The following is a 26,035-nucleotide window of genomic DNA, read 5'->3' as shown; positions in this document are numbered from 1 at the left end:
ACTCATGCGCCATATTTTGATCCAAGGCGGCACCGTGGTGAACGCCGACCGCGCTTACCGGGCCGATGTGCTGACCCAGGACGGCCAGATCATCGCCGTGGGCGAGAACCTGCCAACCCCGGCCGGCGCCACCGTGGTGGACGCTGGCGGCCAGTATGTGATGCCGGGCGGCATCGACCCGCACACCCACATGCAACTGCCCTTCATGGGCACCACCACCATGGATGATTTCTTCAGCGGCACGGCGGCTGGCCTGGCGGGCGGCACCACCAGCATCATCGATTTCGTCATCCCGAACCCGCAACAGTCGCTGATCGAGGCCTACCAGATCTGGCGCGAATGGGCGCGCAAGTCGGCGTCCGATTATTCATTTCACATGGCCATCACCTGGTGGGATGAAACGGTGAAACGCGACATGGGCACGCTGGTGCAGCAGGAAGGCATCAACAGCTTCAAGCATTTCATGGCCTACAAGAACGCCATCATGTGCGACGACGAAATGCTGGTGAACAGCTTCCAGCGTTCGCTTGAACTCGGCGCCATGCCGACCGTGCATGCCGAGAACGGCGAGCTGGTGTTTTTGCTGCAAAAGGAAGTGGCGGCGATGGGCATCAGCGGGCCGGAAGGGCATCCGTTGTCGCGCCCGCCGCCGGTGGAAGGCGAGGCCGCCAACCGCGCCATCGCCATTGCCGAGGTGCTGGGCGTGCCGATCTACGTGGTGCATGTCTCCTGCATGGAAGCGGCGGACGCGATTGCCCGCGCCCGGGCGCGCGGCCAGCGCGTTTACGGCGAGGTGCTGGCCGGCCATCTGGTGCTGGACGACAGTGTCTACCGCCACCCGGACTTTGCCACCGCCGCCGCCCATGTGATGAGCCCGCCGTTTCGGCCCAAGGGCCATCAGGAAGCGTTGTGGCGCGGGCTGCAGTCGGGCAATCTGCACACCACGGCGACCGATCACTGCACCTTTTGCGCGGCGCAAAAAGCGGCTGGCAAAGATGATTTTTCCAAAATCCCGAACGGCACCGGCGGCGTGGAAGAACGGCTGGCGGTGATCTGGGATGCCGGCGTCAACAGCGGGCGCCTGACGCCCTCCGAGTTTGTCGCCATCACCTCGGCCAACGCGGCCAAGCTGTTCAACATTTATCCGCAAAAGGGCTGTGTGGCGGTCGGGGCGGATGCGGATCTGGTGGTGTGGGACCCGGCGGGCACAAAAACGCTGTCGGCCAAGACGCAGCACAGCAAGGGCGACTTCAATATCTTTGAGGGCCGCACCGTGCGCGGCATTCCGAGCCACACGGTGAGTCAGGGTGAACTGGTGTTTGTGCAGGGCGAGTTGCGGGCGGTGCTGGGCAAGGGGCGCTATATCAAGCGGCCGGCATTTGGTCCAAATTTTGTGGCGAACAAACTGCGTGCTGAAACGCTGGCACCTGTTGCTGTTCATCGCTGATGGGTCGCGGGCCTGCCGGAGCGGGGATGGCCGGGGGCCTCATCAGTCCTGCTGGCCAGCAAATCGGCCCCCGGCCATCCCCGCTCCGGCGACAAGTTGCGTTGTTGTACGCGTACTAAAAAACGCGGTCCATTCTTCATTTTCAGGAGGCATTCATGAGCACTTCAAAACCCCTCGATCTCGACAAGCTGCGCATCAACGGTCCCCGTCTGTGGGACACCCTGATGGAGCTGGCCAAGATTGGCGCCACGCCGAAAGGCGGCGTCTGTCGCCTGACGCTGACCGACCTGGACCGACAAGGCCGCGACCTGGTGCTGGCGTGGGCGAAGCAGGCCGACCTGACCATCACCATCGACAAGATCGGCAACGCCTTCATGCGCCGCGCCGGGCGCAACAACGCGCTGCCGCCGATCATGACCGGCAGCCACATCGACACGCAGCCGACCGGCGGCAAGTTCGATGGCAATTACGGCGTGCTGGCCGGCATTGAGGTGGTGCGCACGCTGAACGAGCACGCCATTGAGACCGAAGCCCCGATCGAAGTCGCCTTCTGGACCAACGAAGAAGGCTCGCGCTTTGTGCCGGTGATGATGGGTTCGGGCGTGTTCGCCAAGGCCTTCACGCTGGCGCACGCCTACGCCGCGAAAGACGTGGACGGCAAGTCGGTGAAAGACGAACTGACCCGCATCGGCTACGTCGGCGCGCAGGAACCGGGCGACCATCCGGTTGGCGCCTATTTTGAGACCCACATCGAGCAAGGCCCGGTGCTGGAAGACAACGACACCACCATTGGCGTGGTGCAAGGCGTGCTCGGCATCCGCTGGTTTGACTGCACCGTCACCGGCATGGAGGCGCACGCCGGGCCGACGCCGATGGCGCTGCGCCGCGACGCGCTGCAAGTCGCCACCCATCTGATGCAGGAAGTGGTGGCCACGGCCCTGCGCCATGCGCCGCACGGCCGCGGCACCGTCGGCATGGTGCAGGTGCACCCGAACAGCCGCAATGTGATTCCGGGCTCGGTCAAGTTCTCGATTGATTTGCGCAACGCCACCGATGCGCTGGTCGACACCATGGTGGACGAGGTCAAGGCCTACGCCGCCCAGCTCGCCAAAAAATCGGGCCTGGCAATTCAGATTGAACTGGTGTCGAGCTACCCGGCGCAGGTCTTTCATGCCGACTGCATCGACGCCGTGGCACGTGCGGCGAACAAGCTCGGTTACTCCAACATGCCGGCCGTCTCCGGCGCCGGGCACGACGCGGTTTACATGGCGCAACTGGCGCCCAGCGGCATGATCTTCATCCCGTGCAAGGACGGCATCAGCCACAACGAGATCGAAGATGCCAAACCCGAACACATCACCGCCGGCTGCAATGTGCTGCTGCACGCGATGCTGGAGCGGGCGGGTACCTGAAACACAATTTTTATGTACAAAATCCACCTCTAGCCCCCGTAGAATATGCGCAAGAAGCTACTAATTTAGTAGCATATTTCACCTTTCCGGGTCCATCTGATGCTTGACTTGCTGCTCCAAAACGCCACGCTGCCGGATGGTCGCGTCGGCATGTCCCTTGCGGTGCGCGATGGCAAAATTATTGAAGTCAGCGCCGGGCTCCATGTGGCAGCGCGCGAAGTCATCGACGCCCAGGGCTTTTTGCTCAGCGCGCCATTTGTCGACGCCCACTTTCACATGGACGCCACGCTCAGCTACGGCCTGCCGCGCGTCAACCAGTCCGGCACCTTGCTGGAAGGCATTGCGCTGTGGGGCGAACTCAAGCCGCTGCTGACGCAGGAAGCGCTGATGGAACGCGCCCTCACCTACTGCGACTGGGCGGTGGCCAAAGGCCTGCTGGCGATTCGCACCCATGTCGACGTCTGCGACCCGCGCCTGCTGGCGGTGGAGGCCTTGCTGGAAGTCAAACGCCGGGTGGCACCGTATCTGGATTTGCAGCTGGTGGCGTTTCCGCAGATGGGCGTGCTGCGCGGCCCGCTGGGACCGGACCAGCACATGGACAACCTGACGCGCGCGCTCGCCATGGGCGTGGACGTGGTCGGCGGCATTCCGCATTTCGAGCGCACCATGGCGGATGGGGCATTGAGCATCAAGCTGCTGTGCGAACTGGCCGCCGAACTGGGCAAACCGGTGGACATGCACTGCGACGAGTCCGACGACCCGCTGTCGCGCCACGTTGAGACACTGTCCTTCGAGACCCAGCGTCTCGGGCTGCACGGCCGCGTCACCGGCTCGCACCTGACCTCCATGCACAGCATGGACAACTACTACGTGAGCAAGCTGCTGCCCTTGATGCTTGATGCGCAGCTGCAAGTGGTGGCCAATCCGCTCATCAACATCACCCTGCAGGGCCGCCACGACACCTACCCGAAGCGCCGCGGCATGACGCGCGTGCCCGAACTGCTGGCCGCCGGCATCAACGTCGCCTTTGGCCACGACTGCGTGATGGACCCCTGGTATTCGCTGGGCAGTGGCGACATGCTGGAGGTGGCCCACATGGGGCTGCATGTGGCGCAGATGACGAGCCAGGCCGCCATGCGCCAGTGCTTCGACGCGGTGACGACCAACGCGGCCAAGGTGATGCTGCTGCAGGGCTACGGGCTGGCGGTGGGCTGCGATGCGAGCTTTGTGCTGCTGCAGGCGCGGGACCCGGTGGAGGCGATTCGGCTACGGGCAAATCGGCTGAAGGTGTGGAAGAAGGGGAAGCTGCTGGCGCAGACACCGGAGGTGGTAGCGAGCTTGCAGTTGGCGGGACGGCCGGATGCTGTCGACTTTTCACAGCCGTGAAACCAGCTGAAAGATTCAGCCAATCGGTTGCACTCACCGGTTGAATCCGCACTGCAAACCGGGTTCAGAACTTTCTCCAGACCTGACGTTGGCATTGACAGGCCGACGGTCAGCAATGTAGCGATGATTTAGGCAACCCCACCAGCACAGTACGTTCAGACTGGCGGCGTAGGGTCGTCACTCGCAAAGGAATAGCCGGACTTGCTTTGCTTGGCCCGGTACATTGCCGCGTCGGCACTTTTGATCAAGGCGTCTACCGTGGTGCCATCTCTCGGAAAGATCGATATACCAATACTGGTGCTGACCGTCAGTTCACCGACGCTGACATCACACGGCACTTGAACTGCTTTGATGATTTTTTTCGCAATGATGGCTGCGTCCTGATCGCCATTTATTTCCATGAGCAGATACAAAAATTCGTCGCCTCCATGGCGGCTGACCGTATCGTCGGTGCGTGTGGTTTCTTTAAGTCGCTTGGCAATCGTCAGCAGAACAGCATCGCCTGCGTCGTGGCCATAGGAGTCATTGATAGTTTTGAATTTATCAAGGTCCATGAACATCACGGCCAAAGTCCAGCCATGCCGTTTGGCTTGCTCCATTCCATGTTCCAGCCGATCATTAAAGAGCACGCGATTGGGTAAACCAGTTAAAGCATCATGGAGGGCGGCATGAAGGGTCTGCTTTTGCTCGTCCATGACCTTGGCCAGCTCCTGTTCAATGACGTGACGTTCCTTAACCTCTTTTTCCAGCGCTTGATTCACCCCTGACAGTTTTTCCGACGCTTCTTGCACTTTGATTTCAACGGCTTCGCTTTTTTCAAGGGCCATTTCCAATTCAGGCAGACGGTTCCGACTCGAAAACTCTTCTTGGAGGACCAAGTTGACCGACGCCAATTCATCCGCAGACTCTTTGACCATGCCCCTGACCAGCTCGCTCTCTTTCAACACTTGAGACAAAGACTTGGCTGGCTGGGTGCCTTCAGGCAATTTGGAAGTCGGTTTCTTTTTCATGAAGGGGCGCTTTTTAGCAGTTCAATACGTCGCGTTGCGCGACCTCTGTTCAAATTATGGCCGAATCACGGCAAATAGTCTTGCGGTAGCGAACGAGGCCCTGTCCGTGCTGCAAAAACGCCTCGTGCGGCCCGGTGCCTCGCTCGGTGGCGCCCGCCGGGGCGATTCGCAGCCACAAGCCAGTTGCACCTGCCAGGACTTGGCAGCAAAGGCTGATACGCGCCATTTTTCATCTATGCCACACTGCCCCCTGGCGCGCACCATCACGCGATGGGTGGCCGCAATGAACCCGCGTGGTTACATTGGCTATATTTTTTCTTGATGATTAGGAGACAGACGCATGAATATGACAAAACTTATCGGCATCATTCTGATTGCGGGCGGTGGCCTGGGCCTGGCGTACGGCGGCTTCAGTTACACCAAAGAAACCACCGGACTGAAACTGGGCCCGCTGGAACTCAAGGTTGAAGAGAAGCAACGCGTCAATGTGCCGCTGATCGTCAGCGCCGGTGCCATCGTCCTCGGCGTGTTCCTGCTGGTCATCGCCCGCAAATAAGCGTCACCCGGACCCGGTCAGCGCTTCGCTTTTACAGCAAGCGCGCCCACAGGGTCGCGAGCCATTCCTTGACACGAAAATGCAGGGGCCGGTTTTCCCAGTGCGCCAGATGGATCGGCTGCGAGGCGGCGAGGTCATCGGCAAACATGGCCTGCACTTGCTGGGCAAATTCGTGCCCGAGGATCACGGCATTGATTTCATCGTTGTCGAGGAAGCTGCGCCAATCCAGATTGGTCGAGCCCACGGTGGACCAGACGCCGTCAATCACGGCGGTCTTGGCATGCAGAAGCGCGCCAGCGCGCTCGTAAATCTTGACGCCGCCTTGGAGCAGACGGGTGTAATGCGCCCGCCCGGCGTGAAACACCAGGGCCGAATCCGAGTAGCTCGGCAAGATCAGCTGCACCGCCACGCCGCGCCCGGCCGCCTCGGTCAGGGCCTTCAGCAACTGGGGGTCGGGAACGAAGTAGGCATTGGTTAACGACACCTGCTTTTCCGCGTTGCCGATCGCCGAAATCAGGGTCAGGTAGATCAGGCTGTAGGGGTCGTCGGGCGTACTGCCGACGGCGCGCACGATGTCTTTGCCCTGCGCCTGCAAGGCGGGATAGTAGTTCTTCGCGGCCAGCGGCTGGCCGCGCTGTTTGTCCCAGGTTTGCAGGAACAACTTCTGCAACTCACCGACCACCGGCCCTTCAAGCTGCAGGTCGGTGTCGCGCCAGGCCGACGTGCTGGTGGCCGCTTTTTTGCTGCGTCGCACGAACGAGCCCGACGCGTAAACACTGCTGATATTGATACCGCCGATGAAGGCGATGCGCCCGTCGACCACCAGCAGTTTGCGGTGATCGCGGTTATTGATCAGCCAGGGCGTCCGGGTGTCGAACGGGTTGACCGGGTTGAACTCAAGCACCTTGATGCCACCCTGTTTCAGTCGCTCGAAAAAAGCTTTCGGCGTGCTCAAGGCGCCGACGCTGTCATAGATCAGGTTGACCTGCACGCCGCGGCTTTGCTGCGCCAGCAACAGGTCCGCAAACTGCCGGCCGATCTCGTCGTCCTCCATGATGTAGGTTTCCATGTTGATATGGTCCCGGGCATTGCGGATGGCCGCAAACATGGCCGCATAAGTCGCCGCACCATCCTGCAGCAGGGCGACTTTGTTGCCCAGGATGAGCGGACTGCCGATGATCGCCTGCTCCAGCACGATCTGTTTTTCCAGAATATCGATGTCCCCGGATTTGCGCTGCAGCGCGGCGAGGATGGCCGCGTTTTTTTGCGTCGACAGCGCACCGCGTGCTGTCTCGAACCGGGCGGCCTGTCCGGTGTGCCGCTTGATGAGTTCTTCGGTATCCGGCAAGGTCGCGCAGCCGGACGCGGCCAGCAGACAGCACACTATCGTCGCCGTCTGCCTGACGGTGCGCATGAAGATCGGGGTCATTGGCGGGCACCTGTTTTCTTTCTATCGACATGCGGCAACGCCCGGGCTTCGTGCACCAGTTGCCGGCAATCACTGTCCTGTCCCGGACCGGCGTCGATCAGCGGCAGCAGCGTGAGCAGCGGATTGATCATGCCCAGGGCCACCGCGCCCAGCGCACGCGCCGCGACGCGCGTCTTGTCAACCTGGACATCGGGCTGGCCAAAGCTGCCGCGCACATAGATTGGACTGCGCAGGGCCAGGGGACTGGTGTTTTTGGTCTTCTGGTTGAGCGTCAGGTTCAAGCGCTCCTGGCCCAGGTCGATCGTGCCGGTCCCGATGAGGGTGGTGACCTCGGTGTCGAAAATCAGCGCGTCGGCGTTCATGACGCCTTGGCGCACCTCGAAATCAGCCACCGCGCAGCGCAGCTTGACCTGTTTGTCGCCGGTCGCTTTCAGCGCCAGGATTTCCCACAGGTGCAAGCCGACTTGTTCCATCATCAGCTTGCTGATCATGCCGCCCGCGACCACCAGCCCGACCTTGCCGTGGGAACTGGCCAGCATGCGCCCGACCGAGTTGCCTTGCCCGGTCAGATCAAACTCCCCGTTGACCTGACCGATGCTGGTCTTGCTCATGTCGAAGGTTGGAAACAGCTGGCCGAGTTGAATTTTGCGGGCCTTCACCTGGGCCCGCGCCTGGATCGGGTCTTGCCGCCCGTCCAGCGAAATCACCGCCGTGAGCTTGCCACCGGCCAGGCCAAAATTGAGTGGTTCGAGCTTCAGCACGGCATCGCGCAGGCTCAGATGGGCCACCAGGTCTTCCAGCGGCAATTCCTTGGCACGCCGAATGGTTTTGGCGCGCAAGCTCACCTCGGCGTCCACGGTATTCCAGCGATCGGTCTTGAAAGGCAGATCCGGCAGCACGCGGCCGGGCGTGCGCGTCGCCACCGGGCTGGTGGCTTTGGCCACGCTGCCGGGCCGCGAGCCAATCATCGGCCCGAGGTCCTCCAGATCAAGCAACTTGGACACCAGATCGGCCGTCAGCGTCGGGCGTTTGCCGTTGGTATGGACCTCCACCGTGCCAGCCAGATCGCTGTCGCCCACCCGGCCCGCAAATTCCTCGTAGCGCCACAGCGTGCCGCTGTGCCGCAGATGCCCCTCGGTCGCATAAGCACGCGTTGCCGGCAACGCGATGCCGAGCAAGGGAAAGAGCTGTTCCAGACTGCCGCCCTTCAGGGCCAGCCGCATGTCGATGGCGGAAAATTTGAGCAAGCTGGTGATGCTGCCCTGCGCCTTGACGCCGGTGTGGCCAATGGTCGCATCGATGGTCAGCGCATACGGCGTGCTTTCATCGCGGATCGCCAGCACCGGCCCGCCACGGCCCTGCGCCTTCAAAGGAAGACCCTTGTACTGTCCCGAGGCACTGAAGGCGACCCCGACCTCGTTCGTGTCGCCGGCGGGCCGTTGGGTGGTCGAGAGCTCGGCCCGGAGGCTGGTCTTGTTGGCGGCATCGTCGTAACCGAGCGTGCCGTGATCAAGCCGCAGGCGGTCGATCTGGATGCGCGCACCTTCGTCCTGCTGGTTCAGGTCCAGCAGCCAACTCTTGCGCCCGAGGCTGCCTTGCTCCAAAAAGACCACCGGCCGCGTCAAATGCACGTCGGGGAATACGAGTTTTTGGCGCAGCAGTTGCGGCAAGTCGACCGTGATCTCCACCGCGTCGGCACTGACCATCTGCTTCTCTTTGGCCCAGGCCGGATTGGCGAACGTCACACCGTTGGCATAAATGCGCGGCCACGGCCAGCCGAACTTCACCTGAAGGTCGCCCTGAATGGCCAGCGCCCGGCCGGTTTTCTCCGTCGCCATGCGTTCGATCGGGCCGCGCAGCCAGTTCCAGTCAAAGAAGGCGATGAACAACAGTGCCAGCACGGTGGGCACCAACAACACGCCGGCGATCCATTTAAGCGAACGAGACAGCGTCATGGCGAGGTGGCAGGCAAGGGGTACATGTTGATTCCAAATGCACGGACCCGGGAATGGCCAGGATGATCCTTCCGCGATCCGTACCCGACAAGCATACGCAAAGACCGTGAAGAAGGGGAAGTGGTTGTGGTCGAGACCGCTGCGCTGACGGGGCTAAAGGACCGCGCGCTCGCTACTACAGATGTTTAAGTTATTTAGAACCAAATAAACACTAGTTCCAGTTTTAAGCATTGACTCCCAGAATCCATTCCATCGCAGTTTTGCAATGCAATTTTTTTGGAGCCACCATGCGCACACGTCGTCGGATTTTCAATTTCACCCTGGCCGCTTTTTTGGCGAGCGCCGCGTTGGGCGCCAGCGCCCAAGCCCCTGTTTCGCTGCTGAATGTGTCTTACGACCCGACGCGTGAGCTGTATGTCGAGTTCAACGCCGCCTTTGCCAAACACTGGAAAGCCCAAACCGGCCAGGACGTCACCATCAAGCAGTCGCATGGCGGCTCGGGCAAGCAGGCGCGCTCGGTGATCGACGGGCTGGACGCCGACGTGGTGACGCTGGCGCTGGCCGGTGATGTGGACGCTTTGTCCAGGAACGGCCAATGGCTGCCCGCTGACTGGCAAAAACGCCTGCCGCACAACTCGGCCCCCTACACCTCGACCATCGTGCTGGTGGTGCGCCAGGGCAACCCCAAGGCGATCCGCGACTGGGACGACCTGATCAAACCCGGCATCAGCGTCATCACCCCCAACCCGAAGACCTCCGGCGGCGCGCGCTGGAACTACCTGGCGGCCTGGGAGTTTGCCAAACGTAAATTTGGCGGCAAAAACGACGGTGAACTCAAGGCCAAGGAGTTCGTGCAGGCCTTGTACAAGAACGTGCCGGTGCTCGACACCGGAGCCCGTGGCTCTTCCATCACCTTTGCCCAGCGCAACCAGGGTGACGTTTTCATCTCCTGGGAAAACGAAGCGCATCTGCTGGAGAAGGAATTTGGCGGCAAGGTCGACATCATTTACCCGTCGTTGAGCATCCTGGCCGAGCCGCCGGTGGCGGTGGTGGACAAGAACGTGGACCGCAAGGGCACCCGCGCCGTGGCACAGGCCTACCTGGAATATCTCTACACCGACGAAGGCCAGGACATCGCCGGCAAAAACTTCTACCGGCCCATCTCGCCCAAGGCGCAGGCCAAGTACCTGAAACAGTTGCCCAAGCTCAACCTGTTCACCATTGAGCAGGCCTTTGGCGGCTGGGCCAAGGCAGACAAAGCGCACTTTGCCGATGGCGGCAGCTTTGACCAGATCTACCTGAAAAAGTAAGCACCAACGCTGTCACACACGCACTGATCAAGGAGAAAAATAATGACTGTTTTGTTGATTGCCGGGAGCCCCTCTGAAAAATCGCGCTCGGCCGCCTTGCTGGACGGCGTCCAGCAGCGGCTGCACCAGCGCGGCGCCCATGTGGAGCGGCTGCAGATCCGCGACCTGTCGCCGCAGGCGCTGATCCTGGCGGATTTCAGCCACCGCACCATCAGCCACGCGATCCGGCGGGTGGCCGACGCCGAGGTCGTGGTGGTGGCGACCCCGGTTTACAAGGCGGCTTACAGCGGGGTTCTCAAAGTGTTTCTGGACCTGTTGCCACAGAACGCACTGCAAGGCAAAACCGTGCTGCCGCTGGCCACCGGTGGCAGCCCAGACCACATGCGGGCTCTGGACTATGCGCTGCGCCCGGTGCCACCGGCCATGCCTTGGCACAAAAAGCTAGCCGCACGTTGGAAAAACGTTTGGTTCCCCCTGATCGTCGATAACACGGTGGCTACGCCGTACCTGCTACGACCGAACGAGCATGGCGCCGACATCGTGGTGCATTACTGACCACGTTTTTGGTCGGCCATGGCACCTTAATTGGCGGCGCAATCGTCGACTCCGGCAAGTTCTCGTGGGCCGAGCACAAGGCCCGCTTCAAACGCGTGATCTACACCGAAGCGTTCGGCCTTGGTGGCGGTTTAACTACTCCGTTACAGCCGCCCCATCAAGAGCAACACGATGATGATGATCACGACCAGTCCTACTCCACCACTTGGTCCATAGCCCCAGCTCCTGCTGTGCGGCCAAGTCGGCATGACGCCAATCAGCATAAGGATTAAAACGATCAACAGTATGGTTCCCAAGCTCATGGCGTTCTCCCTGAAATTTTAGATAAGCAGATTTAGTTCGCTGGCGCTGAAGCCGGGGGCATCACGATCACGGTACTGCTTTCGCCAGGCTTGCCGGTGGCGCCTGGGCTGCCCTCGTTACCCTGACTGCCGGTTGTGCCCTGCGGACCTTGGGGTCCGGGCACCACGACGGGTGCCGCAGGTGTCGCGGGAACATTGACGACCGTGCGCTTGTCACAAGCAGCAAGGGCCAGTGTGGCGAGCAGCGCCGAAATTAGTATGGAACGGTTCATGGCGGCTATCCTTTTAAAGTAAAAAATGGTGGCAGGGTGCGCAACAAGATTAATCTTTACCTCTCTGCCGAGATCGGTGGCAATACCGAGGCTAGAGTTTTTTGCCTGCATCCTTGATCGCTTCTTTGGCATCCTTGACGACTTCTTTGACATCCCCCAACTTCTTCTCCGCTTTGCCCTCGACCTGTTTTTGCAAACCCTTCGCTTGCTGTTCTTTACTTCCAACTAACTTTCCAGCTTCCTCTTGAACTTTACCGGCGGCATCTTTGACCGCGCCCTTGACTTGGTTTTTATTCATGCTACTTCTCCTAAAGTTAATAAATTTCTATCTTGCCCCTGTGCACAGACCTGAACGATGGACAGTGCGAAATTTCTATCCTTCGATAACCAACTATCAGATGAAAAGTCGGTTTTTCAGGTCATCGCGCAGCGCTCAGTTCTTGCCGAACTTGGCCTTGGCGGCTGCCATGCAACTGGCCTTGGCATCGCCCGCCATTGCGTCGCACTTCTCCACGGCGACCTTGTAGTCGGCGTCGCTTGTTTCTACAGCGGCGTCCTTCCTGGCCTCACCAATCTGTTTGCCCATCTTGGCCTCGGCTAGCGCCTTGGCCTCGATGGCCTTGGCCTCCTTGACGCAAACGTCCTTCTCGTTGCCCGCCTTGTCGTCGCACTTTTCCTTGGCAACCGCATAGGCTGATTTGGCCTTCACCTCCAGCAGCTTGGTCTGGTCGCTGGCCTTGCCGCTGTAGCTGTATTCCAGTTCGGCGCGTGCGATTTTTTCCTTGGCCTTGGCTTCTTCCCTACAGATGTCCTTGGCATTGCCAGCGAACGAGGCGCAGGCGGCCTTGTCGGTCTTGTAGTCTGCGCTAATGCGGGTCTTTTCGGTGTTGTAGTCGGCTTTGGTCATGGTCGCGGCCTGCGCTACTGGCAACACCAGCATGGCAGCGACCACGAATGAAGCCTTGAGATTGAAATGCGGGTTCATGGGATTCCTTTTCGATTGACTGTCATAGAGAAAGCGGGGCTTTCGCTCTGTCCTTGCGTGTGCGCCAACACCAGGGTCTTGCCCCCCGAAAAGCGCAACCCAAGGATGCATATTAAATTCAGAGAATGGAGATTACAAATTGAGAAAACGCAAAGCTGGGCATGTCTGGAGTCAAAAAACCTTGGAAGTCAAACTAGGCCGAGCGCACCTACAACCGGCCGAGCATCGACGCCCCCAGTTTGAAAACTTTCATTTCATAATCAAATTTTCGGCAAGATCAATCTGGCTTCCAGCCCGCCCTCGGGTCGCTGCAGCAATTCAAACGAGCCACCAAAGCGTTCGGCGATGGCGACAACAATGGACAAGCCCAGTCCGCTACCGCGATCCGAACCGCGCCGCCAGAAACGTTGCTTCGCCAGGACCAGCGCCTCCTCGCTGAGCCCGGGTCCTTGATCACAGACACTGAAACGAACCGTGTCCGGCCCACGCCGGATTTCCAGCAGGACGCTATTTTTGGCAGGGGAATGCCGCAAGGCGTTCTCCAACAAGTTACGCAGTGCGGTCACGGCGAGCGCTTGCGGCAGTGCCAGTTCGGCCCCGCTGGCGTCACTGTCGAGTTCGATGCGTTCCGGCGCATCGGGCGCCGCATCGCGCATGGCAAGGAGGGCGACTTCGTTGGCATCTACGAGGTGCCCGTCTTCCCAGACAAAAGCCCCCTCCACTTGTGACAGTGTCAGCAACTGCGAGAGCGAGTGCTGCAGCCGCGCCACCCCCTCTTCGGCGTAAGCCATGGCCACGGCGGCCTCCTGGCCGTGCGTGATGCGGACGACCTGAAGATGGGTCTTGATGGCGGTGAGCGGCGTGCGCAATTCGTGGGCTGCATCGCTGGTAAAACGGCGTTCGCGGTTGACGGTCTCGTTCATTCGCGCCAGCAGGTGATTCAGGGTGTTGACCAAGGGCTGCAAGTCGGGCGCCAGCGGCGCATTTTCAATCGGGGTCAAGGCATCGGGCGTGCGGCTGGCCAGGATCTGACGCAGGCGCTCCAGTGGCCGCAACCCGCTGCCAACACCGAACCACAACACCAACAGGCTGCCCAGCAGGGCAACGACAAAAGGCACCACCGCTGCCACCATGACATTGCGCAACAGGGTGTTGCGCTCGCTCAGCCGATCGGCCGTGGTGACACGCAAACCCAGTTTATCCAGGGTGTAGCTGCGCCAGTGTTCGCCCTTGATTTTTCGATCAGAAAACCCGGGTGCGGCGAGGTCAATGGCCTCCGGTGCCGCACCCGGAGTGCGCGCGATCACCTCGCCGCGCAGCGAGACCTGACACGCCAAACCTTTCACCGTTTCCGGTACGTTCAAGGTGGAGGCGCCGGCTTTGCCGGCACGGCCATCCCACGCGGCCGGGTTCTGCGACATCAGGCCGGCCACCATATGGGCCGACATTTCAAGGCGCTGGTCCAGGGTGCGCTGCATTTCCTGCTCCAGATCGTGCAGCATCCAGATCGCCACCCCACCCCAGAGCAGCAGCATCGAGACGCCGATCAGCAGCAGCAAGCGCAGTCGAAGCGTCATACGCTGACCTTGCTGCACCGGTAACCCACGCCACGGACCGTCTCGATCAAGTCGGCCCCCAGTTTTCGACGCAGATGATGGATGTGCACACTGAGTGCATTGCTTTCGATTTCTTCACTGAAATCGTAGAGACTGTCTTTGAGCTGGTCGGGACTCAGGATGCGGCCACGCGCCTGCAGCAGGGCGGCCAGCAACGCCAGTTCGCGGCGCGATAAAACAACCGGCTGTCCGTGCAGAGTGACCTCCCCGCTGGCCGGATCAAGACGCAACGGGCCATGCTCCATGACATCGACGCTGCGGCCGGCGGCGCGGCGCAGCAAGGCATGCAGCCGGGCCACCAGTTCATCCAGATCGAAGGGCTTGAGCAGGTAGTCGTCGGCGCCGGCACGCAAGCCGGCAACGCGATCTTGTACCGTGTCACGCGCACTCAAGATCAGCACCGGCAGTGCCATGCCGCTCGCCCGCAAGCGGCGCAGCAGACTCATGCCGTCCTCGTCGGGCAGGCCGAGATCGAGAATCACCACATCACAATGCACGGCCGACAACGCGGCCTCGGCCTGCGCCGCGGTGTGCACCCCATCGACCGTCAACCCGTGCGCCCACAAGCCGGCCAGGATGCCGTGGGCAATCAGTTCATCATCTTCTATCAGCAACACGCGCATGAGAGGTTCTGTCGCTTTCAGTTAAAAGTAGGCATTGTTCACGACCGGCCGTTATCGCAGCGCGTGTGTCTGATTCAACCCTAATAAATTGCATCCCATCGGTCACCTGCAACACCATCTTAGGTCGTCAATGCGGTGCTTCGACAAGCCCCACCCAAGGTAAGATGGCAAGGCTGCGTTGGCTGAGTTTCCCCTCCCTAGATATGTCCTTTTCCCCCCGCTACCTTGTTCTTGCGCTGATGTTTTTCTTCGGCCCGATCCTGTCAGCTTCTGCCGAACCGCGCACCGTGCGCATCGCCGTGCTGGCCTTTCTTGATACCGAGACCATGGACAGCCAATGGGCCCCGCTGCTTGCCCACCTCGCCACCGCACTCCCGGGTTACACCCCGGTTCTGGTACAGCTCGACCAGGCGGCGCTGCAGGCAGCGGTAACGACCCAATCCGTCGATTTCGTCATCACCAACCCCGGCAACTATGTCGCGCTTGAAATGGAATTCGGCATCAGCCGGATCGCCACGCTGGATACCGCGCAGGCCCCATCACCGGTGCGCGCGGTGGGTTCCGCCGTGATTGTGCGGGCCGACCGCCAGGATTTGCGCTCGCTGGCCGATCTCGCGGGCAAGCGCGTGATCGCCGTTGGAGAAAATGCTTTTGGTGGTTTCCAGGTGGCGTGGCGAGAGTTTGTGCAACTGGGCATTGACCCCTTCACGGACTTCGCGCAACTCGACTTCGTCGGCTTGCCAATGCACAAGGTGACCGATGCGGTCACCGCAGGCCGTGCCGATGCCGGGATCGTTCGGGCCTGCACCATTGAAAGTCTGCCGGCACGCCTCTCGTCTGGTTTTCGCGTGTTGTCGCCACGTCGCGAGCCGGATTTTCCCTGTCAGACATCGACCCGGCTTTATCCCGACTGGCCAATTGCCACGCTGCGAAGCACGCCGCCGGCCCTGGCGAAGTCCGTTGCCACCGCGTTACTCGCCATGCCGGTGACAGTGGAAGGCATGTCGTGGACGGTGCCGGCCGATTACCAAGCGGTCCATGAGCTGTTTCGTGAATTGCAAACGGGGCCGTACAGCTACCTCAAGGAAAGTACGCTGCGTGCGGCGGTGGTCCGCTACTGGCCGCTGGTGCTCATGCTGGCGACGCTGATGGTCGCCTGGATTATCTACACCGTGCGGGTGGAGTATCTGGTGCAGGCGAGGACCACCGCTCTGCGACAGGCGCTGGACGAACGCAAGGCGATTGAAGAACGCATGCGCGTGCATCAGGAACAGGTCGAGCACTTGTCACGCCTCTCGATCCTCGGCGAGCTGTCCGGCACGCTGGCGCATGAAATCAATCAGCCTCTCGCCAGCATCGGCAACTATGCGCAGAGCCTGGTGCTGCGCGTGGACAACGGCCGCGTGACCGATGCCGCCGTTCGTGAGGCTAGCCTCGAGATTGCCGGCCAGGCCGCGCGGGCGGCGGGCATCCTGAGTCGCATTCGCGGCTTTTCCCGAAAACGGGCGACCGTGCGTGAACGCCGTGTCCTGGCCGAGCTGGTGCGCGAGACGGTGGTGCTGTTTTTGGGGATGCTTTCAAACCGGCCCGAGATTCGGGTCGATGAGGGCACGGCAGCAAATTGTGCGGTTGAAGTTGATCCCCTGCAGATCCAGCAAATCATGCTGAACCTGCTGAAAAACGGGCTGGACGCGATGCAGGATTTGCCTGACGATCAGCGCCGCCTGGACATTTTGCTGCGACCCGACAAAGGCACGCTGCACATTGCGGTTCGCGATTACGGGCGCGGCCTCGCCCCGGAAGCGCGGGAACATCTGTTTGAGCCATTCTTTACCACCAAGCCAGACGGTCTGGGGCTCGGCCTGTCGATCTGCACGACCATCATTGAAGCGCACGGCGGCCACCTTTCAGCCCAACCACCGGCCGAAGGGCCAGGGCTGGTCTTCACTTTTACGCTCCCCATTCATGACTGATTGTTCTAACAACCCGGTGATCCATGTCGTGGACGATGACGCGGCGTTTCGCCGGTCGCTTGTTTTTCTACTTGAATCACTCGGCTGGTCGGTGCTTGCACACGCCTCAGCCGCCGACTTTCTCACCGCCTGCCCCAGACCACCGACAGATTTCGGCTGTCTGGTACTGGATATCCGCATGCCCGGCATGAATGGACTGGAACTGCAACAAACCCTGCGCGCGCGGGGCTGGACGCCGGCCGTGGTGTTCATGACCGGGCACGGTGATGTCGAACTGGCCGTGCAGGCGATGAAGCAGGGTGCCTTTGACTTTCTTGAAAAACCGTTTCGCGATCAGGCCTTGCTGGATGCCGTTGCCGCCGCCGTGCGCCACGGCGACACCCAACGGATCGCAAGTCAACTACGCGAACAGGCGCAGACCTTGCTGGCTCGACTGACACCGCGTGAACGCGAAGTCGCCCGTCTCGTCGCCTGCGGCCATCCGAACAAGCAGGTGGCACGCGACCTCGACATCAGTGAAAAGACGGTGCATGTGCATCGCCAACACGTCATGGAAAAGGTCGAGGTTGGCAGTGCCGCCGAACTGGCGCGCCTGATGCTGCGGGTTGACCCGCGCGCGCTGGACTGAAACCAACAGCCCGAATTCAGACTCTCCCCAGTCGGGCGGGCAGACCATTACGTACCGCAGTGCCGGCGATGGCGTCGACCCACACTGATTTGCCGGACCGGGTGGGGTCAGCGAGCCCGAGGTCATTCAGGTTGATGCCGGCGCGCAGTGCCGGCTTGTCCGGCTGCTGCTCCTTGCCAATGCGGTGGGCGCGGGCGCCGAGTTCACGATGCCCAAATCCATGCTCAATCGCGACGACGCCCTGCATCACGCCCGCATGCACGATCACGGTCGTTTTGACGGCGCCGCCCGGCGTACTGAGCGTGGCGATGTCACCGCTGTTCAGGCCGGCCTTGGCTGCGTCAGCCGGGTGCACAAGGAGCGGATTGTTGGCATGGATGCCGGTCAGTCGGGTGGCCCCGATGCTGTAGGAGTTTTGCAACGCCGACTTGAAGCTGACCACCTGCAGCGGCCACTGCGCCTCGCTGTAAATCTTGCGCATCGGCGTGCCATCAACAAAAGCCGGCACCTGCCAGCTGGCACAACCCGTGAAGCGCTTGCCGGTGATGCTGTTTTTACTGCCCCCCACCATGTCGCTCCAGAGCCAGAGGGGATTTTTAAAGCGGTTGGTCTGCCATTCGGGGTTGCTCTCGTCCTGTGCATCCTTGGCCGGCTGGTAACGGCCGCCACGGGTGAACAAAAAGGCCACCTTGCGCCATTCTTCTGCTTTCAGGTTGGCCTCCAGCATCGGCCGCAAACGATCCACACCGGACAGCGCCAGATCCTCGTCGGTGGCGTCAGGCACCGGCTCCTTGCCGAGCCAGGCGATGTTGGCACCCCCGCGCAAGTACCAGTGTTCCGGCCGTTCCAACGGCAGCGGTTTACCGTCCGTGTCGCTCATGGCTTCCGGCCCGAAACCGGGTAGCGCCATGGCTTTGGCCAGCGCGATGAAGAAGGTTTCCATCCCAATCGCCTGGCCGTCCGGCGTCTTCGCCGCCTTGGGTTCGACCACCGGCCAGCGCGCCGTGCAGGCCTTGGTGGGGACGCCGTTCCACGGTGCCGTCCAGCCCCAGCTTTCATACATCAGCGAATCCGGCACGATGTAGTCGGCATAGGCGTTGCTTTCGTTGATCAGCGGATCGACCGAGATGATCAGCGGAATCTTCTTTGGATCAGCGATGTCTTTTTGAATTTGTGCACGCAGTCCTGGGACGCCATAGAACGGGTTGGAGCTCCACAAAATCAGGGCCTGAATGCCATAGGGGTAGCCATTCAGGGCGCCGGTGAACCATTCGGTGGCCAGCCCCGTGGCGTTGGGGAACCACGGCGACTGTGCCGGGTAAGGTTTGCCTTCGGCTTTTTTGCGCGCGAATTCGCTGCTCTTTTCATACGGCATATTGCGACCCAACGGCGTCCCTTTGGGCGTGATCGCCCCAGGGAAATTCTCGAGATCGTAGCGCGGCCCCGTCCCGTCTTCCTTGAAGCTGCCGCCATTCATCACCAGGCCGCCCTTCCAGTTCAGGTTGCCGATCAACAGGTTGAGGGTCAGCACCGAGAAGGCGTTGTAAAAGCCGGCACCGGACATCATGCCGCCGTGGGCGATGACAGCGGCCTTGCGGCCGTGGCGCGTGAATTCGTCGGCCAAGGCGGTGATGGTGGCGACCGGGATGCCGCAGGCCTCGGCGCATTGTTCAATCGTCTGATGTTCAATCGAAGCCTTGAGCAGTAGCCAGGCGGTTTGCACGGCCAGCGGTTTGTCGTCGACGGTCAGACTGGCCTGGGCGTCAAGCGCTGCCGGGCCACTGGCCTGACTGCTGGCCGGAGTGAGTTTGCCGTCGGCGCCAAGGATCAAGTAAGGGTCGCTTTCTTTGTAGCGTTCCTCAGGGGTGACTGGCTGCCCTAGGTCTGAGCCGCGCAAGAAACGCCCTTGGCGCGGATGACCGGCTTCGGTGATAACCAGCCAGGTTGCGCTGGAGAAAGACGGCTCGCCTAGTTGTTCGGCCACCGCGAGGTTGGGGTTGGCTAAATAAGCCATGTTGATGCGCTCATGGTCGAGCATCCAGCGCATCATGCCGAGCGCCAGTGCGCTATCAGTGCCGGGACGGATCGGAATCCAGCGCCCACGATCAGCGGCGGCGCGGTTGTCGGCGTTGGTCAATACCGGGTCGACCACGACATAGTTCAATTTGCCATCACTGCGACCCTTGGCCAGCATGGCGCCAGTACGCTTGAACGGGTTGCCAGCATTACCCGGCGCTGTGCCGATGAAGATGACGAATTCGCTGTTGGCCAGATCAGGCTTGCCGTGCGGCATTTTTTTCATGTCACCGAACAGGGCGCCCGAGCCGGAGCGGTAGGCACCACCGCAGTAGGAGCCGTGGCCCACAAAATTGAGGGTGCCGTAGGATTTATTCCAGAAGCGCCGGGCGAACGGCTCACGGCCATCATTGACGCTGGAGAGCAGCGCCACCTGATTGACCTTGGCGCCGAGTTCGGGCTGCGCCGGGTCAATGGGCGTGCTCAGGTCGCGCAGGGCCTTGAGGCCGGTGACCGGCCCCTCCCCGAACAGGTTGCCGCCTTCAGTCACTTCCCGGACCATTTGGTCGAAGGCGATGGGCTCCCATTTGCCGGAGTTGCGCGGGCCGACACGTTTCAGCGGCGTCAACACGCGAAAGGGCGAGGTGATCTGCGAGAGCACCGCGTTGCCACGGCCGCAGGCGGTCGAGCGACCGACGAGTCCTTTATCCTGAAAACGCGACATGGCGATCAGGCTTTCCTTGACGGAGGCCTTCATCGGCAGGTGGGGCTCGGTCGAGAGTGGACTGTAGGGATTGCCCGCCACGCGGATGATGCGGCCCGAAGCCTTGTCGATGCGCACCCGCACACCGCACTGGGTGGTGCAGCCCAGGCAGGCCGTGTAGCTGACCTGCTGCGCGGGGTTGGGCTGCAGCTTGCCAGTGATGGGATCAACCGTGAACTCGGGCGCAGCGGCATTGCCCCAGACGTTGTGCTTGGGCGCATCCTTGCCCATCACCTTGTCGGCGATGCGGCCCAGGGTTTGCGAGAAACCGACGGCAAAGGCGGTGAGACCGCCTGCGGCGATGAGTTGGCGACGTGTATTTTTCATGGTGATTTCCTTTCGCTTACGCGCTCTTGGCGGTCAGACGGTCGACCGGCAACAGCGTCGTGAGCGCGATAAACAGCGCAATCCACAAGCCAAAGGTGCCAACGATGCCAAGCAGGCCGTCGTAGCCCAGCGGCAGTTGATACTGGTAAAAGCCGGCCCCGGTCTTGGGTACTTCCTGGCCGCCGATGAAGATGGTCCAGCGCATCATCCAGGCGCTGTGCAAGGCGAGCAGGCCGATCAGCCATCCGCTGCCCGGGCGGCGCAGCGCGAGCCACAGCGTCAATGCGGTGCTGCCAGCGGCCCAGACCGCGGTCAACCGCCAGGACGCGGAAGGCGCCACTTGGGCCAGTGCCTGGGCATGACTCGGCGACAAGCCCGTGAGGCCGAGCAGCAACCAGACCGCACCAATCAGCAGGGCCAGTCCCTGCGTTATCGCCAATGCTTTGGACAGGCGTTTGGTATCGTCTGAGGACGCCGGCTGCCCAGCAAAGCGCTGGAGGATCAGCGTGAGGCCGATGCCACCCGCCAGCGCGGTGACCACGAACTGCACCGGCAGGAACGGGGTATCCCAAAGTGGACGTGCTCGCACCACCATCACCTCCATGCCGGTATACACCGCAACCAGCGAGGCACCAACGAAGGCCAGGGCGGCGGCGGCGAGCAGCGCACCCCGGCTTTCGAATCCACCATAGGCCATCAGTCGGCAAAGACGGGCCAGGCGCGGCGACAGGGCGTCATCCGCCGCCTGTTGCGCCAGCAATGGTCGGAAAGCCAGCCAGGCGAACAGGATCAGCCCGCCCAGATAGATCGGGATGAAGAACGCACCCCAGGACATCCATGAGGAAGGAGTGAAGTACAGGTAAAAGTGATAAAAGCGACCCGGTTGGTGCAGGTCGGCCAGCAGCGCCACCGGCGCCGTCAGGCCGCAGAGCAGCGCGGCGAGCAAGGCAACCCGTGAAATCCCGATCCAGCCGGTACGCCGCCAGACGATGCCCGGCAACGAGACCAGGAATGCGCCATACGACAGGCCAATGAGAAAGAAATACTGGACGGCCCACGGCAGCCAGGCGACTTCGCGGACAACATTGACGGTTTCAACAATGGTCGGGTTCATGATTCGTCTCCATGGGTTGCAGGTTTCCACAGTGCGCCCTGACCCTCCACCTTGCCCTGAAAGCGTTCGTCCAGGCCGATGTAGTAGACGCGGGGCTTGGTGCCGAGTTCGGGCTTGAGCACCTTCAATTGATCACTGGCGGTGTTCATGCGCAACCGCAACTCGCCGTTGGGATCGTTCAGATCACCGAAAATCCGCGCGCCGCCGACGCAGGTTTCAACGCAGGCCGGCAGCAAACCGGCCTCCAGTCGGTGGCCGCAGAAGGTGCATTTGTCCGCTTTGCCAGTGTGGTGATTGATAAAGCGGGCGTCATAGGGACAGGCCTGAACGCAGTAGGCGCAGCCGACGCAGCGGTCGCCGTCGACCAGTACCAGACCGTCCTCCCGCTTGAAGGTGGCGCCGACCGGACACACCGGGATGCACGGCGGGTTGTCGCAGTGATTGCACAAACGCGGCAGGACGTAGGTGCCCGCCGGCTGCGCGGCCTGATCGCTCTGTTTGACGCTGTAGGTGGAGACGATGGTGCGAAAGCTGCCTTCGGGCACCTCGTTTTCGTTAATGCAGGCCATGGTGCAGGCCTGGCAGCCGATGCACTTGCGGATGTCGATGAGCATGCCCCAATGCGGGCCGGACTGCGCGGCAAAGGCGGCGCTTGGCACGCTCACGGCCCCCATGGTGACGACGGGAATCCCACGCAAAAACGACCGTCTCGAGGAAGACTCAAGCGGGTCGGTGGGGCTGATAGCTTCTATTTTCATGACAACTTTCCTTGGTTCAAGGGTTGCTGTCAGCTTAGGGGCGGAATGACCCGGCTGCTATTGGGGTCATAGGTCAGTCGACTAGATGATTTTCCCTATAGCTCACCGCATCAACCGTTAACGTTGCCTTAATCTGGCAACGCAAAGATGGGCGCTTCATTTGATTTATGAGGCGCTTATGCTGCGTTTGTTGTGGTCGGTCGTTTTGACCTTCTTGTGGGCGCTGCCAGCGCAGGCCCAACCGGATTTTCTGCAGCCAGAAGAGGCTTTTCAGCTGAGCGTCAGCAAGCAGGCCGATGGCCAACTGCGTCTGAACTGGGACATCAGCCCCGGCTATTACCTCTATCGCCAGCAAATGAAGGTCGCCGTGGACCCCGTCGGCAGTCCGCTCAAAGTCGAGTGGCCAGCCGGCACCCTCAAGACCGATGAGACCTACGGCGAGAGCGAGGTCTACCACGACAAAGTCGCGGTTCTACTCACGGCACCGCAGGCCCAGACCCTGACGATCGGCTGGCAGGGGTGCGCCGAGGCCGGTCTGTGCTACCCGCCGCAAACCCGGCGCGTGGCTTTGGCCGATGTCGCCGCGACACCCGCGGTTGAGGCGAGCATGACCACGGCCAAGGTGCCGCAAACCGGGAGCAGCACTTTGGGCGAGGATCAGGACCTGGCCGAGCGGCTGTCACGCCTCAACCTGGGCTGGATGTTGCTGGTGTTCTTCGGACTGGGCTTGCTGATGACGTTCACACCCTGTGTTTTGCCAATGGTGCCGATTCTCTCCAGCCTGATCGCGGGCAGCGGCGCGAGTCCGAAACGCGGCTTGATGCTGTCGCTGGCCTTCGTGCTGCCGATGGCGCTGGTCTATGCCGGGGTCGGCGCGGCGGCGGCGCTGGCTGGCGCCAATCTGCAGGCCGTGTTGCAAAACCGGTGGGTGCTCGGCAGCTTCGGTCTGGTCTTTGTCGGGCTGGCCCTGTCCATGTTTGGTTTTTACGAACTGCAACTGCCCGCCGTGCTGCGCAACCGCCTGAACCATGCCAGCCAGGGCCAGCGCGGCGGCACCGTTACCGGCGCCGCGACGATGGGCGTGCTGTCGGCGCTGCTGGTCGGCCCCTGCATGACCGCGCCGCTGGCCGGCGCCCTGCTTTATATCGGCAATACCGGCGATGTGCTGACCGGCGCCCTGGTCCTATTTGCCATGGGGCTGGGCATGGGGGTGCCCCTGTTGCTGGTCGGGACCCTCGGGGCCCGGCTGCTGCCGCGCCCCGGCGACTGGATGAACCGGGTTAAGGCGCTGTTCGGTTTCATCCTGCTGGGCACTGCCATCTTTTTTGTGGCGCGCGTCTTGCCAGCGGCACTGACGCTGGGCCTGTGGGGCGCCTGGCTGCTGGCGATGGCCCTCAGTTTGCTGGCACTGGTTCACAAACTCGGTACCGACAGGGGGCGCTTGTTCTCTCGCTTCCTGGCCTTGCTGCTGGGGCTGTGGGGCGGCTCTATGGTGATCGGTGCGGCCGGTGGCGCCCATGACCCCCTGCAGCCACTGAACATCGGCGCCAGTGCCAGCACGCTCGCCCCGGCGTCCGCCAAAAATAATTTTATGAGCCGCTTCGAACCGGTCAAGACAACGCAAGCGCTCGATGCACAGGTCGCCGCAGCGGGCCAACGCGGCCAGTGGACGCTGGTGGATTTCTACGCCGACTGGTGCGTGTCGTGCGGCGTGATCGAACGCGAGGTGTTTGCCGACCCGCGTGTGCAGCAAGCTTTAAGCGACATGCAATTGTTGCGCCCGGACGTCACCGCCAACAATGCCGATGACCAGACCCTGATGCGCACCCACCAGATTCTCGGCCCGCCCACCATGCTGCTGATCGGTCCCGATGGCAAAGAGCGCCGTGCCGAGCGCATCATCGGAGAGCTCAGTGCCGACGAATTTCTCGCCCGCCTGGCACAGGCAAAACAAGGAAATTGAACATGCTGAACGTTAACCTGGGTCCCTTTGCCTTGCAGGTCAGTCATTTGCTGTTGCTGGCCGCCTTGCTGGTCGCCACCGGCGTTGGCCACCTGGTCGGTCGGCGTCAGCAAATCGGCATCGGCAACAGCCTGATCGACATGTTGTGGGCGGCCTTGCTGGCGGCACGGCTGGCCTTTATTGCAACCTGGTTTGAGCTGTACCGGAACGCACCGTGGTCGATGCTGGACATCCGCGATGGCGGCTTTACCCCGTGGGCAGGGCTGGTGGCGGCGTTAAGCGTGGCGATCTGGCGCGGCTGGCGACGGCCACTGATGCGCCAGCCGCTGATCTGGGGAATGACGGCAGGGCTGCTGGCCTGGGGCGCGATGTTTGGCGTGATGGGGGCCGTGGACAAGGCCGCCAAACCGGGCCTGCCCACGGTGGCATTAACGACGCTGGCCGGCGAGCCGACCCAGCTCGCCGCGCTGGCCAAGGGCAAGCCGATGTTGGTCAATCTGTGGGCCAGTTGGTGCCCCCCTTGCCGCCGAGAAATGCCCGTGCTGGCGGCGGCACAGCAGCAAGAAACACAAGTCACGTTTGTCTTCGCCAACCAGGGTGAAGACAGCGCCGCCGCCCTGCGCTACCTGAGCGCCGGCCAGCTGAATCTGGCCAACGTCCTGCTTGACCCGGGGACCGCGCTGGGCCGCGCCATCGGCTCGACCGCCCTCCCCACCACACTGTTCTACGACGCCAGCGGCCAGCTGGTCGATACCCACCTGGGTGAACTGTCGGCCGCTTCGCTGGCCAGCAAATTAAACCAATTGCGCACGCGCACCGACCCCTTAACCAAGGAATAACGACCATGATGAAAAAACCAACGACCCAGCTTGCCGTTTTACTGGCCGCGCTCGGCCTCGCCCTGGGCGCTCAAGCCAAAGACTGGCCGGCCCCGATCAAGGCCCTCGAAGCCCAGGGCGTCGAGGTGATGGGCACTTTTGAAGCGCCCGGCGGACTGACCGGCTATGCCGGCCTGATCCGGCAGCAACCGCTGGCCATCTACGTCACCCCGGACGGCAAGCAAGCCATCATCGGCACCATGATCGACGGCAAAGGGGTGGAGTTGAGCGAAGAACCGTTGAACCGCCTGGTGAACAAACCCCTGACCGCGAAAACCTGGAAGCAGCTGGAAGGCAGCACCTGGATTGCCGATGGCGCCAAGAGTGCCCCGCGTGTCATTTACACCTTCACCGATCCAAATTGCCCGTACTGCAACAAGTTCTGGAACGATGCCCGGCCCTGGGTCCAGGCCGGCAAGGTACAGCTGCGCCACATCATGGTGGCCATCCTCACACCGACCAGTGCCGGGAAAGCGGCCGCGCTGCTTGCGGCCCCGGACCCGCAGGCGGCATTGGCCCAACACGAGCAACAACAACGCAGCGGCGGCATGAAACCGCTGGCGCAGATTGCACCCAAGATCAGCGCCCAACTTGAGGCCAACGCCCAGTTGATGCAGCAACTGGGCTTTGCAGCCACCCCGGCGATTCTTTATAAAGACGAAGACGGCTACCTGAAAAGCATGAAAGGGGCGCCATCGGCAGAGATGCTGAATCGAATTCTGGGGCCGCGCTGATCCGGCTGGCGACGCTTGACGCC

The 26,035-nt window shown here is 61.7% G+C and carries 24 protein-coding genes; 12 read left to right on the top strand and 12 right to left on the bottom strand.

Going from position 1 to position 26,035, the window contains the following annotated elements; all coding sequences use genetic code 11:
* The first annotated feature begins 4 nt into the window (after nt 1-4).
* The 3 genes from hydA (at nt 5) to HHJ17_RS13725 (ending at nt 4,245) form a co-directional block, all read left to right on the top strand.
* Nucleotides 5-1,447, top strand: a complete 1,443-nt coding sequence (hydA, locus tag HHJ17_RS13735) for a dihydropyrimidinase (protein WP_296498105.1) — start codon at nt 5-7, stop codon at nt 1,445-1,447.
* A 155-nt stretch (nt 1,448-1,602) separates the two neighbouring features.
* Nucleotides 1,603-2,859, top strand: coding sequence for a Zn-dependent hydrolase (locus HHJ17_RS13730; RefSeq protein WP_296498103.1), 1,257 nt, complete (start codon nt 1,603-1,605; stop codon nt 2,857-2,859).
* A 99-nt stretch (nt 2,860-2,958) separates the two neighbouring features.
* The gene (locus HHJ17_RS13725) at nt 2,959-4,245 is read left to right on the top strand and encodes an amidohydrolase family protein (RefSeq protein WP_296498100.1); all 1,287 of its coding nucleotides are present in this window, start codon (nt 2,959-2,961) and stop codon (nt 4,243-4,245) included.
* Nucleotides 4,246-4,400: 155 nt separating this feature from the next.
* Here the strand turns inward: HHJ17_RS13725 and HHJ17_RS13720 are convergent, their stop codons facing one another.
* Nucleotides 4,401-5,255 carry a GGDEF domain-containing protein gene (locus tag HHJ17_RS13720; RefSeq protein ID WP_296498097.1) on the bottom strand — a complete coding sequence of 285 codons (855 nt, stop codon included), beginning with the start codon at nt 5,253-5,255 and terminating at the stop codon, nt 4,401-4,403.
* Here HHJ17_RS13720 and HHJ17_RS13715 point away from each other — a divergent pair.
* A complete protein-coding gene (locus HHJ17_RS13715; protein WP_296498095.1) occupies nt 5,233-5,577 on the top strand; it encodes a hypothetical protein in 345 nt (114 codons plus the stop codon). The two genes, HHJ17_RS13720 and HHJ17_RS13715, sit on opposite strands and share 23 nt — an antisense overlap.
* Nucleotides 5,578-5,595: 18 nt before the next feature.
* Nucleotides 5,596-5,811, top strand: a complete 216-nt coding sequence (locus HHJ17_RS13710) for a hypothetical protein (protein WP_296498092.1) — start codon at nt 5,596-5,598, stop codon at nt 5,809-5,811.
* A 31-nt stretch (nt 5,812-5,842) separates the two neighbouring features.
* Here HHJ17_RS13710 and cls read toward each other — a convergent pair whose 3' ends face one another.
* The gene (cls, locus tag HHJ17_RS13705; RefSeq protein ID WP_296498090.1) at nt 5,843-7,240 is read right to left on the bottom strand and encodes a cardiolipin synthase; all 1,398 of its coding nucleotides are present in this window, start codon (nt 7,238-7,240) and stop codon (nt 5,843-5,845) included.
* Nucleotides 7,237-9,195 (bottom strand): AsmA family protein, encoded by a 1,959-nt coding sequence (locus HHJ17_RS13700; protein ID WP_296498087.1) that lies wholly within the window; start codon nt 9,193-9,195, stop codon nt 7,237-7,239. The genes cls and HHJ17_RS13700 overlap by 4 nt, the downstream gene beginning before the upstream one ends.
* Before the next feature lie 287 nt (nt 9,196-9,482).
* On the opposite strand from HHJ17_RS13700, the gene HHJ17_RS13695 reads away from it, so the two are divergent.
* Both HHJ17_RS13695 and ssuE read left to right on the top strand, forming a co-directional pair.
* Nucleotides 9,483-10,505: a sulfate ABC transporter substrate-binding protein gene (locus HHJ17_RS13695; RefSeq protein WP_296498086.1), complete on the top strand. Its 1,023-nt coding sequence runs from the start codon at nt 9,483-9,485 to the stop codon at nt 10,503-10,505.
* A 42-nt stretch (nt 10,506-10,547) separates the two neighbouring features.
* Nucleotides 10,548-11,060 (top strand): NADPH-dependent FMN reductase, encoded by a 513-nt coding sequence (gene ssuE / locus HHJ17_RS13690; protein WP_296498084.1) that lies wholly within the window; start codon nt 10,548-10,550, stop codon nt 11,058-11,060.
* 143 nt (nt 11,061-11,203) lie between these two features.
* On the opposite strand, the gene HHJ17_RS13685 is transcribed toward ssuE, so the two are convergent.
* From HHJ17_RS13685 to HHJ17_RS13660, 6 genes are all read right to left on the bottom strand, one after another.
* Nucleotides 11,204-11,362, bottom strand: coding sequence for a DUF3309 family protein (locus HHJ17_RS13685; protein WP_296498082.1), 159 nt, complete (start codon nt 11,360-11,362; stop codon nt 11,204-11,206).
* A gap of 32 nt (nt 11,363-11,394) precedes the next feature.
* Nucleotides 11,395-11,634: a hypothetical protein gene (locus tag HHJ17_RS13680; protein WP_296498080.1), complete on the bottom strand. Its 240-nt coding sequence runs from the start codon at nt 11,632-11,634 to the stop codon at nt 11,395-11,397.
* 91 nt (nt 11,635-11,725) lie between these two features.
* Nucleotides 11,726-11,932, bottom strand: coding sequence for a CsbD family protein (locus tag HHJ17_RS13675; protein ID WP_296498078.1), 207 nt, complete (start codon nt 11,930-11,932; stop codon nt 11,726-11,728).
* Nucleotides 11,933-12,067: 135 nt separating this feature from the next.
* Complete coding sequence (locus HHJ17_RS13670) at nt 12,068-12,619, bottom strand: hypothetical protein (protein ID WP_296502094.1); 552 nt, start codon at nt 12,617-12,619, stop codon at nt 12,068-12,070.
* A gap of 260 nt (nt 12,620-12,879) precedes the next feature.
* Nucleotides 12,880-14,196: an ATP-binding protein gene (locus tag HHJ17_RS13665; protein WP_296502093.1), complete on the bottom strand. Its 1,317-nt coding sequence runs from the start codon at nt 14,194-14,196 to the stop codon at nt 12,880-12,882.
* Nucleotides 14,193-14,858 carry a response regulator gene (locus tag HHJ17_RS13660; RefSeq protein WP_296502091.1) on the bottom strand — a complete coding sequence of 222 codons (666 nt, stop codon included), beginning with the start codon at nt 14,856-14,858 and terminating at the stop codon, nt 14,193-14,195. The genes HHJ17_RS13665 and HHJ17_RS13660 overlap by 4 nt, the downstream gene beginning before the upstream one ends.
* A gap of 203 nt (nt 14,859-15,061) precedes the next feature.
* On the opposite strand from HHJ17_RS13660, the gene HHJ17_RS13655 reads away from it, so the two are divergent.
* Together HHJ17_RS13655 and HHJ17_RS13650 are read left to right on the top strand one after the other, a co-directional pair.
* The gene (locus tag HHJ17_RS13655; RefSeq protein ID WP_296502088.1) at nt 15,062-16,831 is read left to right on the top strand and encodes a PhnD/SsuA/transferrin family substrate-binding protein; all 1,770 of its coding nucleotides are present in this window, start codon (nt 15,062-15,064) and stop codon (nt 16,829-16,831) included.
* Entirely contained in the window at nt 16,824-17,459 is a 636-nt protein-coding gene (locus tag HHJ17_RS13650) for a response regulator (RefSeq protein ID WP_296502086.1), read from the top strand. Before HHJ17_RS13655 ends, HHJ17_RS13650 begins: the two co-directional genes overlap by 8 nt.
* Nucleotides 17,460-17,475: 16 nt before the next feature.
* Here HHJ17_RS13650 and HHJ17_RS13645 read toward each other — a convergent pair whose 3' ends face one another.
* From HHJ17_RS13645 to dsrO, 3 genes are read right to left on the bottom strand one after another with little or no spacing between them, the layout of a single operon-like run.
* Nucleotides 17,476-20,565, bottom strand: coding sequence for a molybdopterin dinucleotide binding domain-containing protein (locus HHJ17_RS13645; RefSeq protein WP_296506108.1), 3,090 nt, complete (start codon nt 20,563-20,565; stop codon nt 17,476-17,478).
* A 16-nt stretch (nt 20,566-20,581) separates the two neighbouring features.
* Entirely contained in the window at nt 20,582-21,679 is a 1,098-nt protein-coding gene (nrfD, locus tag HHJ17_RS13640) for an NrfD/PsrC family molybdoenzyme membrane anchor subunit (protein ID WP_296506106.1), read from the bottom strand.
* On the bottom strand, nt 21,676-22,437 hold the full coding sequence (dsrO, locus tag HHJ17_RS13635; protein WP_366557543.1) for a sulfate reduction electron transfer complex DsrMKJOP subunit DsrO: 762 nt from the start codon (nt 22,435-22,437) through the stop codon (nt 21,676-21,678). Before dsrO ends, nrfD begins: the two co-directional genes overlap by 4 nt.
* 178 nt (nt 22,438-22,615) lie before the next feature.
* Between dsrO and dsbD the strand changes: the two genes are divergently transcribed.
* From dsbD to dsbG, 3 genes are read left to right on the top strand one after another with little or no spacing between them, the layout of a single operon-like run.
* Complete coding sequence (gene dsbD / locus HHJ17_RS13630) at nt 22,616-24,400, top strand: protein-disulfide reductase DsbD (protein WP_296506104.1); 1,785 nt, start codon at nt 22,616-22,618, stop codon at nt 24,398-24,400.
* 2 nt (nt 24,401-24,402) lie between these two features.
* Nucleotides 24,403-25,239 carry a TlpA disulfide reductase family protein gene (locus HHJ17_RS13625; RefSeq protein ID WP_296506102.1) on the top strand — a complete coding sequence of 279 codons (837 nt, stop codon included), beginning with the start codon at nt 24,403-24,405 and terminating at the stop codon, nt 25,237-25,239.
* Between the two features lie 5 nt (nt 25,240-25,244).
* Nucleotides 25,245-26,012, top strand: coding sequence for a thiol:disulfide interchange protein DsbG (dsbG, locus tag HHJ17_RS13620; RefSeq protein WP_296502080.1), 768 nt, complete (start codon nt 25,245-25,247; stop codon nt 26,010-26,012).
* Nucleotides 26,013-26,035: the final 23 nt, after the last annotated feature.

It is taken from the genome of Rhodoferax sp., from assembly GCF_012927445.1.
Lineage (GTDB): Bacteria > Pseudomonadota > Gammaproteobacteria > Burkholderiales > Burkholderiaceae_C > Rhodoferax.
This window is presented reverse-complemented; position numbering and strand designations above follow the sequence as displayed.

What these genes read in the sequence shown, in the direction of transcription:
- hydA (WP_296498105.1), top strand. Translation starts at nt 5, where the DNA reads ATGCGCCATATTTTGATCCAAGGCGGCACCGTGGTGAACGCCGACCGC.
- HHJ17_RS13730 (WP_296498103.1), top strand. Translation starts at nt 1,603, where the DNA reads ATGAGCACTTCAAAACCCCTCGATCTCGACAAGCTGCGCATCAACGGT.
- HHJ17_RS13725 (WP_296498100.1), top strand. Translation starts at nt 2,959, where the DNA reads ATGCTTGACTTGCTGCTCCAAAACGCCACGCTGCCGGATGGTCGCGTC.
- HHJ17_RS13720 (WP_296498097.1), bottom strand. Translation starts at nt 5,255, where the DNA reads ATGAAAAAGAAACCGACTTCCAAATTGCCTGAAGGCACCCAGCCAGCC.
- HHJ17_RS13710 (WP_296498092.1), top strand. Translation starts at nt 5,596, where the DNA reads ATGAATATGACAAAACTTATCGGCATCATTCTGATTGCGGGCGGTGGC.
- cls (WP_296498090.1), bottom strand. Translation starts at nt 7,240, where the DNA reads ATGACCCCGATCTTCATGCGCACCGTCAGGCAGACGGCGACGATAGTG.
- HHJ17_RS13700 (WP_296498087.1), bottom strand. Translation starts at nt 9,195, where the DNA reads ATGACGCTGTCTCGTTCGCTTAAATGGATCGCCGGCGTGTTGTTGGTG.
- HHJ17_RS13695 (WP_296498086.1), top strand. Translation starts at nt 9,483, where the DNA reads ATGCGCACACGTCGTCGGATTTTCAATTTCACCCTGGCCGCTTTTTTG.
- ssuE (WP_296498084.1), top strand. Translation starts at nt 10,548, where the DNA reads ATGACTGTTTTGTTGATTGCCGGGAGCCCCTCTGAAAAATCGCGCTCG.
- HHJ17_RS13685 (WP_296498082.1), bottom strand. Translation starts at nt 11,362, where the DNA reads ATGAGCTTGGGAACCATACTGTTGATCGTTTTAATCCTTATGCTGATT.
- HHJ17_RS13680 (WP_296498080.1), bottom strand. Translation starts at nt 11,634, where the DNA reads ATGAACCGTTCCATACTAATTTCGGCGCTGCTCGCCACACTGGCCCTT.
- HHJ17_RS13675 (WP_296498078.1), bottom strand. Translation starts at nt 11,932, where the DNA reads ATGAATAAAAACCAAGTCAAGGGCGCGGTCAAAGATGCCGCCGGTAAA.
- HHJ17_RS13670 (WP_296502094.1), bottom strand. Translation starts at nt 12,619, where the DNA reads ATGAACCCGCATTTCAATCTCAAGGCTTCATTCGTGGTCGCTGCCATG.
- HHJ17_RS13665 (WP_296502093.1), bottom strand. Translation starts at nt 14,196, where the DNA reads ATGACGCTTCGACTGCGCTTGCTGCTGCTGATCGGCGTCTCGATGCTG.
- HHJ17_RS13660 (WP_296502091.1), bottom strand. Translation starts at nt 14,858, where the DNA reads ATGCGCGTGTTGCTGATAGAAGATGATGAACTGATTGCCCACGGCATC.
- HHJ17_RS13655 (WP_296502088.1), top strand. Translation starts at nt 15,062, where the DNA reads ATGTCCTTTTCCCCCCGCTACCTTGTTCTTGCGCTGATGTTTTTCTTC.
- HHJ17_RS13650 (WP_296502086.1), top strand. Translation starts at nt 16,824, where the DNA reads ATGACTGATTGTTCTAACAACCCGGTGATCCATGTCGTGGACGATGAC.
- HHJ17_RS13645 (WP_296506108.1), bottom strand. Translation starts at nt 20,565, where the DNA reads ATGAAAAATACACGTCGCCAACTCATCGCCGCAGGCGGTCTCACCGCC.
- nrfD (WP_296506106.1), bottom strand. Translation starts at nt 21,679, where the DNA reads ATGAACCCGACCATTGTTGAAACCGTCAATGTTGTCCGCGAAGTCGCC.
- dsrO (WP_366557543.1), bottom strand. Translation starts at nt 22,437, where the DNA reads ATGAAAATAGAAGCTATCAGCCCCACCGACCCGCTTGAGTCTTCCTCG.
- dsbD (WP_296506104.1), top strand. Translation starts at nt 22,616, where the DNA reads ATGCTGCGTTTGTTGTGGTCGGTCGTTTTGACCTTCTTGTGGGCGCTG.
- HHJ17_RS13625 (WP_296506102.1), top strand. Translation starts at nt 24,403, where the DNA reads ATGCTGAACGTTAACCTGGGTCCCTTTGCCTTGCAGGTCAGTCATTTG.
- dsbG (WP_296502080.1), top strand. Translation starts at nt 25,245, where the DNA reads ATGATGAAAAAACCAACGACCCAGCTTGCCGTTTTACTGGCCGCGCTC.